At 36.3% G+C, this 16311-nt stretch carries 16 protein-coding genes, 2 tRNA genes, 1 rRNA gene and 1 pseudogene; 15 read left to right on the top strand and 5 right to left on the bottom strand.

All coding sequences use genetic code 11. From position 1 onward, the window contains the following. The first annotated feature begins 88 nt into the window (after positions 1-88). The 8 genes from rrf (at position 89) to tsaD (ending at position 4271) form a co-directional block, all read left to right on the top strand. A 5S ribosomal RNA gene (gene rrf / locus SH601_RS16580) occupies positions 89-205 on the top strand. Between the two features lie 20 nt (positions 206-225). Beyond that, positions 226-302 (top strand) — tRNA-Met (locus tag SH601_RS16575). A gap of 93 nt (positions 303-395) precedes the next feature. Next, positions 396-472 (top strand) — tRNA-Asp (locus SH601_RS16570). A gap of 181 nt (positions 473-653) precedes the next feature. Continuing rightward, positions 654-1640, top strand: a complete 987-nt coding sequence (gene thiL / locus SH601_RS16565; protein WP_319959454.1) for a thiamine-phosphate kinase — start codon at positions 654-656, stop codon at positions 1638-1640. A gap of 7 nt (positions 1641-1647) precedes the next feature. Continuing rightward, entirely contained in the window at positions 1648-2103 is a 456-nt protein-coding gene (gene tsaE, locus SH601_RS16560) for a tRNA (adenosine(37)-N6)-threonylcarbamoyltransferase complex ATPase subunit type 1 TsaE (protein ID WP_319959451.1), read from the top strand. Continuing rightward, on the top strand, positions 2100-2798 hold the full coding sequence (tsaB, locus tag SH601_RS16555; RefSeq protein WP_319959450.1) for a tRNA (adenosine(37)-N6)-threonylcarbamoyltransferase complex dimerization subunit type 1 TsaB: 699 nt from the start codon (positions 2100-2102) through the stop codon (positions 2796-2798). Before tsaE ends, tsaB begins: the two co-directional genes overlap by 4 nt. Beyond that, positions 2791-3237 carry a ribosomal protein S18-alanine N-acetyltransferase gene (gene rimI / locus SH601_RS16550; protein ID WP_319959449.1) on the top strand — a complete coding sequence of 149 codons (447 nt, stop codon included), beginning with the start codon at positions 2791-2793 and terminating at the stop codon, positions 3235-3237. Before tsaB ends, rimI begins: the two co-directional genes overlap by 8 nt. Further along, entirely contained in the window at positions 3234-4271 is a 1038-nt protein-coding gene (gene tsaD, locus SH601_RS16545; protein ID WP_319959448.1) for a tRNA (adenosine(37)-N6)-threonylcarbamoyltransferase complex transferase subunit TsaD, read from the top strand. Before rimI ends, tsaD begins: the two co-directional genes overlap by 4 nt. Positions 4272-4567: 296 nt before the next feature. Here the strand turns inward: tsaD and SH601_RS16540 are convergent, their stop codons facing one another. Beyond that, the gene (locus SH601_RS16540; RefSeq protein WP_319959447.1) at positions 4568-6493 is read right to left on the bottom strand and encodes an ABC-F family ATP-binding cassette domain-containing protein; all 1926 of its coding nucleotides are present in this window, start codon (positions 6491-6493) and stop codon (positions 4568-4570) included. Between the two features lie 170 nt (positions 6494-6663). Between SH601_RS16540 and SH601_RS16535 the strand changes: the two genes are divergently transcribed. Next, complete coding sequence (locus tag SH601_RS16535) at positions 6664-7308, top strand: redox-sensing transcriptional repressor Rex (RefSeq protein WP_319959446.1); 645 nt, start codon at positions 6664-6666, stop codon at positions 7306-7308. A gap of 29 nt (positions 7309-7337) precedes the next feature. On the opposite strand, the gene SH601_RS16530 is transcribed toward SH601_RS16535, so the two are convergent. Together SH601_RS16530 and SH601_RS16525 are read right to left on the bottom strand one after the other, a co-directional pair. Beyond that, the gene (locus tag SH601_RS16530) at positions 7338-7547 is read right to left on the bottom strand and encodes a YdiK family protein (protein WP_319959445.1); all 210 of its coding nucleotides are present in this window, start codon (positions 7545-7547) and stop codon (positions 7338-7340) included. Positions 7548-7554: 7 nt separating this feature from the next. Then, positions 7555-8271, bottom strand: a complete 717-nt coding sequence (locus tag SH601_RS16525; RefSeq protein ID WP_319959444.1) for a CPBP family intramembrane glutamic endopeptidase — start codon at positions 8269-8271, stop codon at positions 7555-7557. Between the two features lie 254 nt (positions 8272-8525). Here SH601_RS16525 and groES point away from each other — a divergent pair, with 254 nt between their 5' ends. The 5 genes from groES (at position 8526) to SH601_RS16500 (ending at position 12795) form a co-directional block, all read left to right on the top strand. Beyond that, positions 8526-8810, top strand: a complete 285-nt coding sequence (gene groES / locus SH601_RS16520) for a co-chaperone GroES (RefSeq protein WP_319959443.1) — start codon at positions 8526-8528, stop codon at positions 8808-8810. Positions 8811-8877: 67 nt separating this feature from the next. Next, positions 8878-10512, top strand: coding sequence for a chaperonin GroEL (gene groL, locus SH601_RS16515; RefSeq protein WP_319959442.1), 1635 nt, complete (start codon positions 8878-8880; stop codon positions 10510-10512). 108 nt (positions 10513-10620) lie between these two features. Next, complete coding sequence (locus SH601_RS16510) at positions 10621-10800, top strand: hypothetical protein (protein WP_319959441.1); 180 nt, start codon at positions 10621-10623, stop codon at positions 10798-10800. A gap of 435 nt (positions 10801-11235) precedes the next feature. After that, positions 11236-12432, top strand: a complete 1197-nt coding sequence (locus SH601_RS16505) for a class I SAM-dependent rRNA methyltransferase (protein ID WP_319959440.1) — start codon at positions 11236-11238, stop codon at positions 12430-12432. Positions 12433-12573: 141 nt separating this feature from the next. Then, complete coding sequence (locus tag SH601_RS16500) at positions 12574-12795, top strand: hypothetical protein (protein WP_319959439.1); 222 nt, start codon at positions 12574-12576, stop codon at positions 12793-12795. Between the two features lie 125 nt (positions 12796-12920). Here SH601_RS16500 and SH601_RS16495 read toward each other — a convergent pair whose 3' ends face one another. Together SH601_RS16495 and gnd are read right to left on the bottom strand one after the other, a co-directional pair. Further along, positions 12921-14264, bottom strand: a complete 1344-nt coding sequence (locus SH601_RS16495) for a GntP family permease (RefSeq protein WP_319959438.1) — start codon at positions 14262-14264, stop codon at positions 12921-12923. 141 nt (positions 14265-14405) lie between these two features. Further along, a pseudogene (gnd, locus tag SH601_RS16490) lies at positions 14406-15291 on the bottom strand (phosphogluconate dehydrogenase (NAD(+)-dependent, decarboxylating)). A gap of 144 nt (positions 15292-15435) precedes the next feature. On the opposite strand from gnd, the gene SH601_RS16485 reads away from it, so the two are divergent. Then, the gene (locus tag SH601_RS16485) at positions 15436-16290 is read left to right on the top strand and encodes a MurR/RpiR family transcriptional regulator (RefSeq protein WP_319959437.1); all 855 of its coding nucleotides are present in this window, start codon (positions 15436-15438) and stop codon (positions 16288-16290) included. Positions 16291-16311 lie beyond the last annotated feature (21 nt).

Genomic DNA, 16311 nt, shown 5'->3' with positions numbered 1-16311 from the left:
CGATCGAGGACTTAACTATATCTTTACGTTTGAACTTGTTGATACATTCTTATCTAGTTTTTAGGGTATATTCCTAACATTTATATAGTCTGGTGGCGATAGCGGAGAGGTCACACCTGTTCCCATGCCGAACACAGTAGTTAAGCTCTTCAGCGCCCATGGTAGTTGGGGCTTACGCCCCTGCGAGAGTAGGACGTTGCCAGGCTTTTATTTTATTCATATTATCGCGGGGTGGAGCAGTCTGGTAGCTCGTCGGGCTCATAACCCGAAGGTCACAAGTTCAAATCTTGTCCCCGCAACCAAAATTTTCTTACTACGTTGAATAAACTTCTATGTTAGAAAATAATCGTAGTGCCCATTGGGTGCAACCAAATTTTAAAATGAAATAATTAGTTGGTCCGGTAGTTCAGTTGGTTAGAATGCCTGCCTGTCACGCAGGAGGTCGCGGGTTCGAGTCCCGTCCGGACCGCCATTTTTTTAATAACTAATGATATTATTCAACCTTAAGTTCTGATGCTTAAGGTTTTTTTGTGCGTTAAGGAAAATATGATGGAAACGTCTTTTTCTACTATATAGATAGTAGAAGTTAGCAGAATAAACTGTTACCTTGTTTGAGTATTTGGTATGATACATATATGTAGCAATTTTTGGAGGTGAGGTTGTTGGAAGAATTTGATTTTATTGATTCCATTCAACCAGCATATTATCGTCAATCTTCTGTAGTAAAAGGAATTGGTGATGATGCAGCAATTGTCAGATATACGAATGAAGATACAATTATGACAGTAGATACAATGGTGGAAAATGTTCATTTTTCTACTAAAACTACAGACGCTTTTCATATAGGTTATAGAGCTTTAGCTGCAAATATAAGTGATATTGCAGCTATGGGGGGAAAGCCTGTTGCTTATGTTGTTTCTATCGTTATTCCGGATAGTTGGTCTTCTCATGCATTACATGAAATATATCGAGGAATGGATGAATTAGCTAGCACATATAAGATGGACTTAATTGGAGGAGACACGGTTTCTGGGAAACAATTAGTTCTTTCTATTACTGTATTAGGAACAGTTTTAAAAGGACAAGCTAGATATCGCAGTGATGCACTAGAAAATGATATAATCTTTGTAACGGGGACAATAGGAGATGCAGCTTGCGGCTTGCATATTTTATTGGACGAATCGGAAACAGATTATGAGCGATATCAGTATGTGATTAATAGGCATCGAATGCCAACGCCAAGAGTGTCTTTTATTAATCATTGTAGTAGTATAGAGAGAATGGCGTTAAATGATATAAGCGATGGTATTAGTAATGAGGCAAATGAAATTGCTAAAGCTTCTAATAAAACCTTGATTATTGACTATCATCAAGTACCTAGTCATCCGTTATTAGCAGATTTTACACTAGAGCAATGTTTAGATTGGAAGATATCAGGTGGAGAGGACTTCGAGCTAATAGGGACTGTTCCAGCGAATGATTGGGCTACATTGCAGAAGATAGCAAAAGAAACAAATATAAAGATAACAGCAATTGGAATGGTACAGGACGATGAAAAAAAGAATGGTACTGTTTGGTTGCGTGATGGTAATACATTAAATAAGTTAGCAAAGTCAGGCTACACACATCTAAGAGGGTGATAAAATAATGAGTCAATATGTCTTCGAAACGAGAACAGAAGAAGAGACTAAACAGTTAGCAAATAAGTTAGCAGTGTTATTGCAACCTAATGATGTTCTCACATTAGAAGGTGATTTAGGAGCAGGTAAAACAACTTTTACAAAAGGATTAGGAGCTGGATTAGGTGTAAGAAGGACAATCAATAGTCCGACGTTCACTATTGTAAAAGAATATATGGGTGAAATGCCGTTGTATCATATGGATGTATATCGTTTGGAAAATAGTGAAGAGGATATCGGCTTTGATGAATATTTTCGTGGTGAAGGTGTTACAGTCGTAGAATGGGCACATTTTATTGAGGCGTATCTTCCAAAAGAACGATTAGAAATTCAAATAAAAAGAGTGGATGATGAAACAAGAAAACTGATTTTTACTCCACTTGGAGATCATTTTGAATCAGTATGTAAGGAGCTACAGGAATGAATGTATTAGCAATAGATACTTCTAATCAATTATTAGGAGTAGCGGTTAGCAAAGATGGTGAAATAAAAGCAGAGTATACGGCAAATATGAAACGAAATCATTCTGTAGGTTTAATGCCTGCGATTGATTATGTTATGCAGCAAACAGAAACAAAATCAGATCAATTAGATATGATCGCTGTTGCCAAAGGCCCTGGTTCTTATACAGGAGTGCGTATTGGTTTATCAACAGCCAAAACGATGGCATGGACACTTAATATTCCGATTGTTGCAATCTCAAGCTTAGAGTTATTAGCACAAAATGCGCATGTGCAAAATATATTGATTTCACCTTTTTTTGATGCGCGTCGAGGCTTAGTCTATACAGGACTATATGAATGTGTGGACGGCCAAATTCAAGTGAAACAAGAAGATCAAAATATAGTAATGGAACAGTGGCTCGATGAACTGAAGAAATATGAACAGCCCGTCCTATTTCTTAGTCAAGATATCGTGTTGCATGAAGAAGTGATTAAAGAAAGATTAGGAGAATTCGCTATTTTTCCTTCTTTGATCGATCATTTGCCTCGCCCAGGACAATTAGCACTTATGGCAGAAGCTTATGATAAAGAGAATGTCCACGAGTTAACACCGAATTATATCCGTTTAGTAGAAGCAGAAGTGAAATGGTTGAAGGAACAAGAGAAAAATGGCTAATATTGCATTTCGAAAAATGGAGTTATCAGATATAGATTTCGTACAGACTATCGAAGAGCGTTCATTTCCAACTCCATGGCCGAGATATATATATGAAGAAGAGTTGACTAACAATAAGCATGCGCAATACTTTGTTGCGACAGTCAATGAACAAGTAGTTGGCTTCTGTGGTTCTTGGATGGTGTTAGACGAGGCGCAAATAACGAATATAGCGATCGATCCGGATTATAGAGGTAAGGGTTATGGACAAGGGTTATTTCAATATGTGATTAATTATGCAGTTGCACATGAGATTCATCATTTATCGTTAGAAGTACGTGTGTCTAATCTTACTGCTCAACGTATGTATAAGAAGTTTGGGATGGAACCTGGTGGAATCAGAAAAAATTATTATAGCGATAATCAAGAAGATGCTTTAGTATTGTGGGTGAAATTATGAGTGAATATATATTAGGGATTGAAACAAGCTGTGACGAAACAGCTGCAGCAATTATAAAAGATGGTCGAGAAATCGTTGCTAATGTAGTAGCTTCTCAAATAGAAAGCCATAAACGTTTTGGTGGCGTAGTTCCTGAGATTGCTTCAAGACATCATGTCGAACAGATTACGATTGTCTTAGAGGAAACATTTAAACAAGCAAATGTAACAATGACAGATATAGACGCTGTGACCGTGACAGAAGGACCTGGGTTAGTAGGTGCATTATTAGTAGGTGTCAATGCGGCAAAAGGTTTAGCATATGCACATCAAAAGCCACTAGTAGGTGTTCATCATATCGCTGGTCATATTTATGCGAATCGTTTGGAAAAAGAATTCGAATTTCCATTATTAGCATTAGTTGTTTCTGGTGGCCACACCGAATTAATTTTAATGAAAGATCACGGTGAGTTTGAGATTATTGGTGAAACTAGAGATGATGCAGCAGGTGAAGCATATGATAAAGTTGCACGAACATTAGAGTTGCCATATCCAGGTGGTCCCAAAATCGACCAACTAGCACATGCTGGGGAGGCAAATATTGATTTCCCTCGTGCATGGTTAGAAGAAGATTCTTTTGACTTTAGTTTTAGTGGATTAAAATCGGCAGTTATCAACACCCTACACAACGCGAAGCAAAAGGGTGAAACGTTCAAGCAAGAAGATGTAGCTGCAAGTTTTCAAGCAAGTGTTGTCGAAGTATTGACAGAAAAAACATTCCAGGCTGCGAAACAATACGGTGTGAAACAAGTGATTGTAGCAGGAGGCGTAGCGGCAAATAAAGGGCTACGAACAGCAATGCAAGATAAGTTCCAACAAGAAAAAGAGATGGAGTTATTATTCCCTCCGTTATCACTTTGTACGGATAATGCCGCGATGATTGCAGCAGCAGGATCGATTGCTTACAATCAAGGACATCGATCAGGCTGGGACTTAAATGCCAATCCAAGCTTAAGTTTAGAAAGATATGCAAGAAGATCAGCACTAGAGCGATAAATGCTCTAGTGTTTTTTACTATCCTGCTGAGTTTTTCAATGTCTTACAGTATAAAAAAATATAAAAGTGTGGATAATTTAAGTTATCCACAACACGAAATGAACGATCTTATAAATGTTGATATAACAAGTACGATAAAATTAGTCAGAATTGTGGAAAAATTATTGTTTTTCTGTGGATAATGTGGATAAAACACTTGATAACTGATAAAACAAATATAGATAAGTGGATAAGACTGTGAATAAGTGGGAGATAAAAAAGGACATCATGCTGGATAGGCAAAATGTCCTTTTACACTATTCGTGTAATGCTTCCCATTCTTCCATTAATACTTCTGATCGTTCTTTTAAGGCATCATTTTTGGTTGTTAGCTCTAATGATTTTTCATGATCTTGAAAAATCTCTGGATCACATAGTAATTGATCGATTTCTTCTACTTCAAGTTCGATTTGTTCAATCTCCTCTTCTATTTCTTTAATACGGCGATCCTTTTTACGTTGTTCTTTTTTTAGTTGTTTTTCTTTCTCATAGTTAGATTTCGTATTGTCTGGTTTTTCTACTGCTTGTGTTTCTGTTTTTTTCAATTCAGCAAGTTCGCGTTCTTCCTGCTTCTTCTCTATATAATAATCATAATCACCTAAATATAGCGTCGTCTTGTTCGATTGCATTTCTAATACTTGTGTAGCAATTTTATTAATAAAGTAACGATCATGTGAAACAAATAGAATAGAACCTGGATAATCTATTAATGCGGCTTCTAACACTTCTTTACTATCTAAGTCCAAGTGGTTAGTTGGCTCATCAAGCAAAAGGAAGTTTGCTTTTTCCATCATTAATTTTGCTAGAGCAAGGCGCGCTTTTTCCCCACCGCTTAAAGCAGATACTGGACGTAACACATCATCACCAGTGAATAAGAAGTTACCTAGTATGGTACGAATGTCCTTTTCATTCATCATCGGGTATTCATCCCAAAGCTCATTCAAAACAGTCTTCTTCTCGTTTAATTGTGTTTGCTCTTGATCATAGTAGCTGATCTGTACATTAGCTCCGAGTTGAATACTGCCTGAAGCAGGATCTAACTGTCCAATAATCGTTTTTAATAAGGTAGATTTTCCGACACCATTAGGTCCAACAAGTGCCATGCTATCTCCACGATCAAGGTGTAGATTTAGCTGTGAAAATATATATGGATCTGCTTCTTGGTAACGGAATGCAAGGTCATTAATTTTCAATACATCGTTCCCACTTCTTCTGTCAATTGTAAAGGAGAACTTGGCTGAGCTTTCATCTCCAGCTGGTTTATCCATTACTTCCATCTTTTCCAATTGTTTTCGTCTACTTTGTGCACGTTTTGTTGTGGATGCACGAACAAGATTTTTTTGGATAAATTCTTCCATCTTCTTCATTTCTGTTTGTTGTTTTTCATAAAGTTTTAGATCACGTTCATAGTTTGCAGCTTTTTGTTGTAAGTAATCGCTATAATTGCCATGAAATTTCGTTGAATGTTGACGTGATACTTCATAGACAGTGTTTACTGTTTTGTCTAAGAAATAGCGGTCGTGCGATACGATGACGACAGCTCCTTGATAGTTATTTAAATAGCCTTCTAACCATGTTAATGTTTCAATATCTAAGTGGTTAGTCGGCTCATCTAAGATTAGAATATTAGGCTTTGTTAAGAGTAACTTACCTAATGCTAGTCGTGTTTTTTGGCCACCACTTAATGTTGCAATCGAGGTTGTCCACATGCTTTCAGGAAAATGTAGACCATTTAGAACTGCTTTAATATCTGCTTCATATTGATATCCACCAGCAAGTTTAAAATTTTCCTGTTTTTGATCATAACTAGCAAGTAATTGTTCATATCTCTGATTATCAGTGATTAAATCAGGATCTCCCATTTGTTGCTCCATCTGGCGTATCGATTTTTCTTCCTTTTGAAAATGCTCAAAGATCTTCAACATTTCATCCCAAATCGTTTCCGTTGAATCAAGACCAGTATGTTGGGCAAGATAGCCTAATGATACATCTTTTGGTTTGTGGATTTCTCCTTCATCATAACTAAGTTGATTAGCAATTATTTTTAGTAATGTAGACTTACCAGCTCCATTGCGCCCAACAATGGCAATACGATCTTCACTTTTTATTTCTAGTTTTATATTAGATAAGATTAGCTCAGCGCCAAATCTTTTCGTTAAATTGTTCGTTTGTAAATAAATCATTTGTACTCACCTCTACTACGTTAAGTGTATCGGAAAGCAGATACCACTGCAAGCTAGTGCATTCTGCCTTCGTGAATTATTTCACGACAATTGTCTACTTTTCTGTTAAAATAAAACATAAGTAAAAACATTCACAAATTTAAACCGAAGTGTAGTAAGGGGAATGATCGATGTTGAGTCAGAATAAAATACCACAAGCGACGGCAAAACGCCTACCACTTTATTACCGTTTTTTAAACAACCTTCATATTCAAGGAAAATCACGTGTGTCATCGAAAGAATTGAGTGATGCAATCAAAGTAGATTCTGCAACGATCAGAAGAGATTTTTCTTATTTTGGTGCGTTAGGGAAAAAGGGATACGGCTATAATGTGGAGTATTTATTAGGCTTTTTCCGTAAAACGTTAGATCAAGATGAAAATACACCTGTTGCTTTAATTGGAGTAGGTAATTTAGGAACCGCTTTTTTAAACTATAATTTCACTAAAAATAATAATACAAAAATTGAAATCGCTTTTGATGCGGATGCAGATAAAGTTGGCAAAGAAATTGGCGATATTCAAGTACACCATATTAACGATTTGGAGAAACATCTGGAGCATATTGAAGTAGCAATTCTAACTGTACCATTGTCAGAGGCACAAAATATTACCGATCGTCTTATACAAGCTGGTGTGAATGGCATATTAAATTTTACTCCGGCACGAATAACTGTACCAGAAAATGTCCGTGTACACCATATTGACTTAGCAGTAGAATTACAATCCTTGGCTTATTTTATGAAGCATTATCCATTAGAGAACAGCGATGAATAGAACGTAAAAAAATAGACGCCGATGAGCGTCTATTTTTCCTTTTCTTTCTTCGCTTTTTTTATACGAAAGTGTAGATTTATCAGTCTAATCGCAACAACGAAGTCAATTGTTGCAAATGCTGTTAATAAGATCGTGATAAAACTAAACACAGTATCGTCTGCCGATTGAATAGCAATATAGGTAAACAATATACCTAATGCAAAATAAAAGATGGCAGAACGTAAAGGTGAAATACGCATAATATTATTATCCTCCAATAAGAATCATCATTAACTGCTCGAATTGTTCTCTTATCTGTCTTATTTCCTCTGGATCTTGAGAGAACTGTGCAATTAGAGCAATACTATTCATCGACATATGTGCAATAATTGGTACGATGATTCGTTTCGTGTGTACATATAGAAAGGCAAAAACCATTCCTACTGATGTGTAAATTAAAATGTGATCAAAGTCTTGATGAACTAGTGCAAAGACAAGTCCTGATATTAATGCAGCTAGGAAGAAGTTCATCCTTTTATTAAGTGAACCGAAAATAGCTTTACGGAAAACTAATTCTTCTAAGATAGGTCCTAGCACAGCAATCAGCATAATAAATAACGGGGTTTGACGAGCAGTATCCGTTAAATTCATTGTATTTTCTGAACCAGGTGGAATTCTAAAGATAACAAATTCGACTAAAACGGCAAGTGCTTGTGCAAACATCGCCATAAAAACACCAAGTACAGACCATAAAATAATTGAGCCAATTTTCTTTTGCTTTAATTGAAAGAACTCTTTTATTTCATCTCTTAGAATAATAATGGATAGTATGGTAGCTACACTAAATGATACGATACTCCAATTTGCAGCAAAAATTTCTAGCTCTTCATACGTCATATCTGCAGGTATAAACGGTCGAGCTAAGATAATCGAAAACTGCGTAACAATGTACGTCACAATTAAGTAAATATATTTTCTTGGCAAAGAATAACGACTCCCTTACAAATCTTTTACTGTCATGATACGTATTTTAACACAACTTTAGAATAAAATTAAAACACTACGTCTATACATAGAAGTATGTGTAAAGAAGCGGAGAAATTTTTTTGCTATATAACTGTCAAAATACTTGCAAAAAAATAGATAGTTCATTATCATAATAATTGTGTTAGCACTCCTAACTAACGAGTGCTAATAATCGACAAATAATGAATGAGAAATCCAAGGAGGTAACAAAGATGCTTAAACCATTAGGTGATCGTGTCATTATTGAACTTGTAAAACAAGAAGAAAAAACAGCGAGTGGAATTGTTCTTCCAGATTCTGCGCAAGAAAAGCCACAGGAAGGTAAAGTTGTAGCTGTTGGTTCTGGACGTGTAACAGACAATGGAGAAAAAGTTGCGCTTGAGGTAGCAGAAGGTAATACAATTATTTTCTCTAAATTTGCTGGTACAGAAGTAAAATATGAAGGTAAAGAATACTTAATTCTTCGTGAGAGCGACATTTTAGCAATCGTAGGCTAAGTATAGCGAAGATCATTTAGGATAAATAACATAACGTTTTTCTATATTTTTAAGGAGGTTTTTTACAATGGCTAAAGAATTAAAATTTAGTGAAGACGCACGTCGCGCAATGCTTCGTGGGGTGGATACACTTGCAGATGCGGTAAAAGTAACTTTAGGGCCAAAAGGTCGTAACGTTGTTTTAGATAAAAAATTCGGTGCACCACTTATTACGAACGATGGTGTAACAATCGCTAAAGAAATCGAATTAGAAGATAAATTCGAAAACATGGGTGCGCAATTAGTATCAGAAGTTGCATCACAAACAAATGATGTAGCTGGTGATGGTACTACTACTGCAACAGTACTTGCACAAGCGATGATTCAAGAAGGTCTTAAAAACGTTGCATCAGGTGCAAACCCTGTAGGTGTACGTCGTGGGATCGAAAAAGCGGTAGAAATCGCTACAGAAGAATTACGTAAAATCTCTAACCCAATTGAAGGTAAAGATTCTATCGCACAAGTTGCTTCTATTTCAGCTGCTGACGAAACAGTAGGTAAATTGATTGCAGAAGCAATGGAACGTGTTGGTAATGATGGTGTTATCACTATTGAAGAATCTAAAGGTTTCTCTACTGAGTTAGAAGTAGTAGAAGGTATGCAATTTGACCGTGGTTATGCTTCGCCATACATGGTAACAGACCAAGATAAAATGGAAGCAGAGCTTGAAGATCCATACATCCTTATTACTGATAAGAAAATCAATAATATCCAAGAAGTATTACCTGTACTAGAGCAAGTTGTACAACAAGGTAAACCACTTCTTTTAATCGCTGAAGATGTAGAAGGTGAAGCACTTGCTACATTAGTAGTAAATAAACTTCGCGGTACATTTAATGCAGTAGCAGTAAAAGCTCCTGGATTCGGTGACCGTCGTAAAGCAATGCTAGAAGATATTGCGGTATTAACTGGTGCTGAAGTTATTACAGAAGATCTTGGTTTAGATCTTAAAAACACTACTATTGAGCAATTAGGTCGCGCTTCTAAAGTAGTTGTAACGAAAGAAAACACAACAGTCGTAGAAGGTTCTGGTGCTCCAGATCAAATCGCTTCTCGTGTAGCACAAATTCGTAGCCAAGTAGAAGAAACTACTTCTGAATTTGATAAAGAAAAATTACAAGAACGTCTTGCTAAACTTGCTGGCGGTGTAGCCGTTGTTAAAGTTGGTGCGGCAACAGAAACAGAATTAAAAGAACGTAAATTACGTATTGAAGATGCGTTGAACTCAACTCGTGCAGCAGTTCAAGAAGGTATCGTTGCTGGTGGTGGTACTGCACTACTTAACGTATACAACCAAGTTGCAGGATTAGAGCTTGAAGGTGATGAAGCTACTGGTGTAAGCATCGTTCTTCGTGCATTAGAAGCTCCTGTACGTCAAATTGCTGTTAACGCTGGTTTAGAAGGTTCTGTAATCGTAGAACGTCTAAAAGGTGAAAAAGTTGGTGTTGGATTTAACGCAGCAACTGGTGAATGGGTAAACATGGTTGAAGAAGGTATTGTAGACCCAACAAAAGTTACTCGTTCAGCACTTCAAAACGCAGCAAGTGTATCTGCAATGTTCTTAACTACTGAAGCAGTAGTAGCAGACATTCCAGAAGAAGGCGGTGCTGCTGGTGGCGGTGCACCTGATATGGGCGGCATGGGCATGCCAGGTATGATGTAATATTGTGAAGCAAAAGACTACTTCCTAAGCTTAGGAGGTAGTCTTTTTTGTTACAAACTATGTTGAAATAAAAATATGTTATAATATGGTATAAAAGGAGGGAGATTCATGGAACTTAACATGTATACAGTCGCTAGATTTTGTATTATTTTAGGCATTTTTTCTCTTGTTGCATTATTAATAGCTCATTTTTTCCGGGTTGTAGAAATCACTAGTTTAGTGCCGATTTTCGCGCTATTAATCTCTCTTGCTGGTGCATTCTTTATATTAAAGCGAAAGCCAGTATAACTGATAAAAAGTACATAACTTCTCCGTAAGGATAACAAACTTTTTTACTTGAAGTGAGAAAAGGTATGATCTCCCTTTTAGGGTAGGGTTCATATCTTTTTTATATTGAAAGTATTGAAGAGGAAACGAGCGAAATCATGTGATACAAACATAACAGCTGATGAACGCCCGAACAAGAGAAGAATCGAAATTCGGCCACTCATAGAGCTAATGAACACCCAAAAAAGAAAAAATCCCCTTTTTCAGTCATTCATAGGGTTAGTAAGTATGTTGATTTTCATTCAAGGAGACATTAATTGCCGCTGATTGCCCCTTCCTTTATATCAATGCTTTTAACTGACTACTTTGCCTTTTGGTTATGGCATACAACATCATTCGCTTATTCGATTAAATAATGGCATAATGAAAATAAATCATAAAAGTAAGGATGACAATATGAGACAGTTAGTAGAAGCAAAGGTAAAACCGAAATCGGTTAAACATATAAGTAATGGCTATCCGTTACTCTCAAAAGAAACAATTGATTTATCAGGGATGACGGTTGAGGAAGGAGATATATTACGTTTGGTTGACACTCAAGGTAACTATCTAGCAACGGCGTATTATGGTATACAGAATAAAGGAATCGGTTGGGTTTTAACACAGAAAGAACAAGAAAAGCTTGATAAAACATTTTTCTTGCAAAAAATTAGTAAAGCAGTTGGTAAGCGTACTTATTTTTATCAAGCAGAGGATACTACTGCATTCCGTGTGTTTAATGGGGAAGGAGATGGTATCGGGGGCTTAATCATCGATTATTTTAATGGTTTTTATATGGTGAGCTGGTATAGTGAAGGTATTTATTCTTTCCGTGAAGACATCTATCAAGCTTTGAATGAAGTAGTTAATGTGCGTGGTCTATATGAGAAATTACGTTTTAATAAAAATGGGCAATATATCGATCAGGATGATTATGTGTCAGGTGAAAAGGGAGAATTTCCTTTAATCGTTTTGGAGAATGGAATGAAATATGCGGTAGATTTAAATGATGGAGCAATGACAGGCATATTTTTAGACCAACGTGAGGTACGAAAAGCATTACGGGATCGCTATTCAGAAGGGAAAACAGTTCTTAATACATTTTCTTATACAGGTGCGTTTTCTGTAGCGGCGGCTCTCGGTGGTTCGTTATCGACAACCAGTGTGGATTTGGCAAAACGTAGTCTACCGAAGACAATTGAGCAATTTGCAGTTAACGAAATTGATTATGAAGCACAAGACATTAAGGTAATGAATGTGTTTGATTATTTTCGTTATGCAGATCGCAAAGATATCAAATTTGATGTTGTGGTATTGGATCCACCAAGCTTTGCAAGGACAAAGAAAATGACATTCAGTAGTGCGAAAGATTATCCGAAGTTATTAAAAGATACCTTAAAAATTACTAATGACGATGGGCTCATTATTGCCTCTACAAATAACGCAAGTTTTAACATGCAAAAGTTTAAAAAATTGATTGATAAAGCATTTAAAGAAGCAAATACTCGTTACAAAATTATCGAAACGCATCAATTGCCGAAAGATTTTACTGTGCCAAATAATTTTCCGGAATTTAATTATTTAAAAGTTGTGTTTATAAAGTTGATGAACTAATTGCATCAAACAATTTTTATAAATAGATAATGATAGAAAGACTATTTCTTATTATATAGAGGATAGTCTTTTTGTGTTATAAAATATGCTAAAATAGAAAAAAGGAATATATTTGAAAGTCTAAAGCGAGGGTGTAAGAAAATGAAAAATAAAACGTTAGAAAATCGAAATTGGCTCCTATTTTTAGGAGCTATATCAGGGTTGTTAGGGGGAAGTGGGTTCGCTCGGTTAATGCATGCGCAAGCTATCTACAGTAGTATCCTTGGAATATTATTGGCGATTACAGGGATAACCGGAGCTTTCTTGTGTTGGAAAGAATGGAATAAATCAAAGACAAACGAAGAACAAAGTACTAATAGCTAATATCTATTATTTCATAAGAAAGGACTCCGCATTATGATCGTACAGGCGCTTTAAGCCACATAACGATGGTAAAATCTGAACTAAAAACAGGAGCTGTCTATTAAGTAAGACAACTCCTGAAAATGCTACGAAATAAAGATTCCGAGTATAAGTGCAACAGCTAAACCGACAAGACCAATTAATGTTTCCATAATGGTCCATGATTTTAATGTGTTTTTCACATCTAACCCGAAGTAGCGGCCTACTAGCCAGAAACCAGAGTCATTAACGTGTGATAGTACGGTTGCACCAGAAGCTACAGCGATAACCATTAGTCCTAAGACAGGTCCCTCTAGACTTAAAATATCGATTAAAGGTGAAACAAGTCCTGCTGCAGTTACCATGGATACAGTAGAAGATCCTTGTGCAACTCGAACAGCAGCAGCTATTAGAAATGCTAGTAGAATAGGGGGCAGGTTAGAACCAGCCATCATGTTACCAATTACATCACCTACACCAGATTCAATTAACATTTCTTTAAAAACACCACCTGCACCTGTTACAAGAATAATAATTCCGGCAGGCTCAAGACCTTTATTCGCTATATCTTGTACTTCTTGACGTGTATAACCACGTTTCGTTCCTAAAAAGATAAAGGTTAGAATCGTTGCGATCGTTAATGCAACAAATGGGTGGCCTAAGAAAGTAAAAATATCACGAACTATATGACCTTCTTCTAAAAAGAAATCAGAAAATGTATTACAAAGAATTAATACTAAAGGTGTTAAAATGATAGAAGCAATTAGTGCAAAACTCGGTAATTCCCTATCATAATCTACTTCTTCCATATTCATATAATCTGGTACAACAACATGAATGCGCTTTGAAATAAATCGCGCAAATAATGGACCAGCAATAATCATGGAAGGTACACCAGCTAATGCACCAAATAAAATAACCCATCCTAAATCAGCGCCGATTAAATCAGCAACGGCAATGGGACCTGGTGTTGGGGGGATAAAGCTGTGTGTAACAGCTAGTCCTGCAAGTAAAGGAATACCGTAATAGAGCAATGATTTACCAGTTTTCTTTGCTAAACCGTATACAATTGGCACAAGAATAATAAATCCAACATCAAAGAAGACAGGAATAGCGACAAGAAATCCAGTAATACCTAATGACCATTGTGCTTTATCTTCGCCTAGTTTATTGATCATTGTACGTGCTAAACGATCAGCACCACCAGATACTTCAAGCATTTGACCAAACATTGCCCCTAGACCAACGACGACTGCAACAAAGCCTAATGTTCCTCCCATACCTTGTTCCATTGTATCAATCACATCACCAAGCGGCATACCGGTTAAAATCCCGACAATTAAACTAACTAATAACAAGGCGACGAATGCATGTAATTTTGTTCGTATAACAAGAAATAATAGTAGAAAAATTCCTGCTAACGCAATAAGAATTAACATCTGATCTGACATGTTGTTTCCATCCTTTGTTCTATATTTTTATCATAATGCAAGAGTCCGTCATACTCGATTTCAAGCTTTGAGATACTAAATGAGAGATAAACGGACGCTAATTTTCTGATAAGTCTCACTAGCAATCAATGTAGGCTCACTTTATTTCTTCGTTACTGCATGTCCTCCGAATTCATTATGGAGTGCAGCAACGACTTTTCCTGTAAACGTGTCTTCCTCCTATGGGCGATAACGCATCATCAAGGCAAGTGTAATGACAGGTGCTGCCATTTTATAATCGAGTGCTGTTTCAACTGTTCATTTTCCTTCACCAGATGAATGCATAATACCTTTAATTTAATCAAGGTTTGGATCCTTTTTGAAAGCATCTTCATCAGCTAAGAACGAATGACAGATCCATTGTTCCACACATTGGCAACCCTTTCATAATCATAAGAGAAAGGACTCTTTTCCAAAACTTCAAATCCCTCAGCGATTGCTTGCATCATGCCATATTCAATTCCATTATGATCCATTTTAAGAAAGTGACCGCTTCCAATTGGACGAGTATATAAATAACCATTTTCAACAGTAAGGTCTTTAAAAAGCATTTCTATCTTTTTAAATTCCTCCTCATCTCCGCCAATCATTGTACATGCACCATTCCGAGCGCTATCTACGCCACCGCTTGTCCCGCAATCAAAGTAGTAGATGTTTTTTCTTTACAGATTTCTCCATGGTTAATGGAATCTTTGTAATGAGCATTTCCGCCATCAATAATTCGGTCACCGCTTTCAAGATGATCCAGTAATGATTGAAATACTGTTTCTGTAGCATCTACTGCTGGTACAATTATCCAAATTGTGCGTGGCGCATCTAAGTTAGTAACTAACTCTTCAATAGTTTAAGCTGTTTTTGCTCCATCCTTCGTTATACGCTGCAAGGCTTCATCATTTGAATCATGCGCAATAACCGTATACTGCTTATCTATTAGATTTAACGATAGTTGATATCCCATTTTGCATAAGCCTATCATTCCTATTTGCATATTTATCAACTCGCTTTCGAAAAAAATTTCGTTCTTTTCTAATTATACGAAAAAAAATTCTTTTTTCAAGCGTTTACAAAAAATATTTTTTTTCATAGACTAATCTTGTATAATGAAAGTAAAGATAGTTTCAGGAGAATGCTAATGAAAAAAAAAGAGCAAACATGCTTAGAAAAAGTACGAAGAAATTATCCAAAGTTTAGCGTTACAGAACGGAAAATTGCTGATTATATCTTGAAGAAACCGAATCAAATTATTCATTCTTCTATTAATCAATTGGCAGAGGACTTAGATGTTGCCGATTCGACTGTTTTCAGATTTTGTAAGCGGATAGGTTATAAAGGTTATCAGGCAATGAAAATTGCGTTAGCTTCTGAAGTAGTATCTTCCATGCAAGATATACATGAAGAGGTCCGCCATGATGACGAGATGAATAATGTTGCCGCAAAGGTTTTTCATACTAATATGAAAGCGTTGGAAGAAACTTTAAAACTTATCGATGAAGAACAATTACAAAAAGCAGTAGATATGTTGTTGTCTTCACGACAGATTCATTTTTATGGAAGTGGAGGATCCAACACTGTAGCATTGGATGCCTACCATAAGTTTATTCGTACGGGATTACCTGTACAGGCGTCAGTAGATACTCATTTTCAATTAATGTCTGCTTCCCAACTTGACGAGCAAGATTGTGCAGTGCTTATTTCACATTCAGGATCATCGAAAGATATTTTGCATATATTAAATATCTTAAAGAAGCAAAATGTGAAAACGATTGCGATTACAAACTTTGCGAAATCAACGTTAAGTACTGCAGTGCATATCCCGCTTTATACAAGTTCAGGCGAAACTGATTTTAGAACAGAAGCATTTTCATCTCGTATAGCTCAGTTAACATTGCTTGATTTATTATATGTGAATGTTCTGATGAACAGAGGGGAAGAGGGAAGAGAAGCGTTAAATAAAATGAGAGAGGCTATTACGATTAAGCGAATATAGCGTGGTAAGAGCGGTTAGTTG

Origin of the sequence: Gracilibacillus pellucidus (assembly GCF_033949965.1) — a bacterium.
GTDB lineage: Bacteria > Bacillota > Bacilli > Bacillales > Amphibacillaceae > Gracilibacillus > Gracilibacillus pellucidus.
The sequence above is the reverse complement of the archived record's forward strand: the minus strand, read 5'-3'. Positions and strand labels throughout refer to the sequence as shown.

Excerpts from the sequence above, each read along its gene's own strand:
- tsaD (WP_319959448.1), top strand. The coding sequence starts at position 3,234 with ATGAGTGAATATATATTAGGGATTGAAACAAGCTGTGACGAAACAGCT.
- groES (WP_319959443.1), top strand. The coding sequence starts at position 8,526 with ATGCTTAAACCATTAGGTGATCGTGTCATTATTGAACTTGTAAAACAA.
- SH601_RS16535 (WP_319959446.1), top strand. The coding sequence starts at position 6,664 with ATGTTGAGTCAGAATAAAATACCACAAGCGACGGCAAAACGCCTACCA.
- tsaB (WP_319959450.1), top strand. The coding sequence starts at position 2,100 with ATGAATGTATTAGCAATAGATACTTCTAATCAATTATTAGGAGTAGCG.
- groL (WP_319959442.1), top strand. The coding sequence starts at position 8,878 with ATGGCTAAAGAATTAAAATTTAGTGAAGACGCACGTCGCGCAATGCTT.
- SH601_RS16505 (WP_319959440.1), top strand. The coding sequence starts at position 11,236 with ATGAGACAGTTAGTAGAAGCAAAGGTAAAACCGAAATCGGTTAAACAT.
- SH601_RS16495 (WP_319959438.1), bottom strand. The coding sequence starts at position 14,264 with ATGTCAGATCAGATGTTAATTCTTATTGCGTTAGCAGGAATTTTTCTA.
- SH601_RS16485 (WP_319959437.1), top strand. The coding sequence starts at position 15,436 with ATGAAAAAAAAAGAGCAAACATGCTTAGAAAAAGTACGAAGAAATTAT.
- SH601_RS16500 (WP_319959439.1), top strand. The coding sequence starts at position 12,574 with ATGAAAAATAAAACGTTAGAAAATCGAAATTGGCTCCTATTTTTAGGA.
- tsaE (WP_319959451.1), top strand. The coding sequence starts at position 1,648 with ATGAGTCAATATGTCTTCGAAACGAGAACAGAAGAAGAGACTAAACAG.
- rimI (WP_319959449.1), top strand. The coding sequence starts at position 2,791 with ATGGCTAATATTGCATTTCGAAAAATGGAGTTATCAGATATAGATTTC.
- SH601_RS16510 (WP_319959441.1), top strand. The coding sequence starts at position 10,621 with ATGGAACTTAACATGTATACAGTCGCTAGATTTTGTATTATTTTAGGC.
- SH601_RS16540 (WP_319959447.1), bottom strand. The coding sequence starts at position 6,493 with ATGATTTATTTACAAACGAACAATTTAACGAAAAGATTTGGCGCTGAG.
- SH601_RS16530 (WP_319959445.1), bottom strand. The coding sequence starts at position 7,547 with ATGCGTATTTCACCTTTACGTTCTGCCATCTTTTATTTTGCATTAGGT.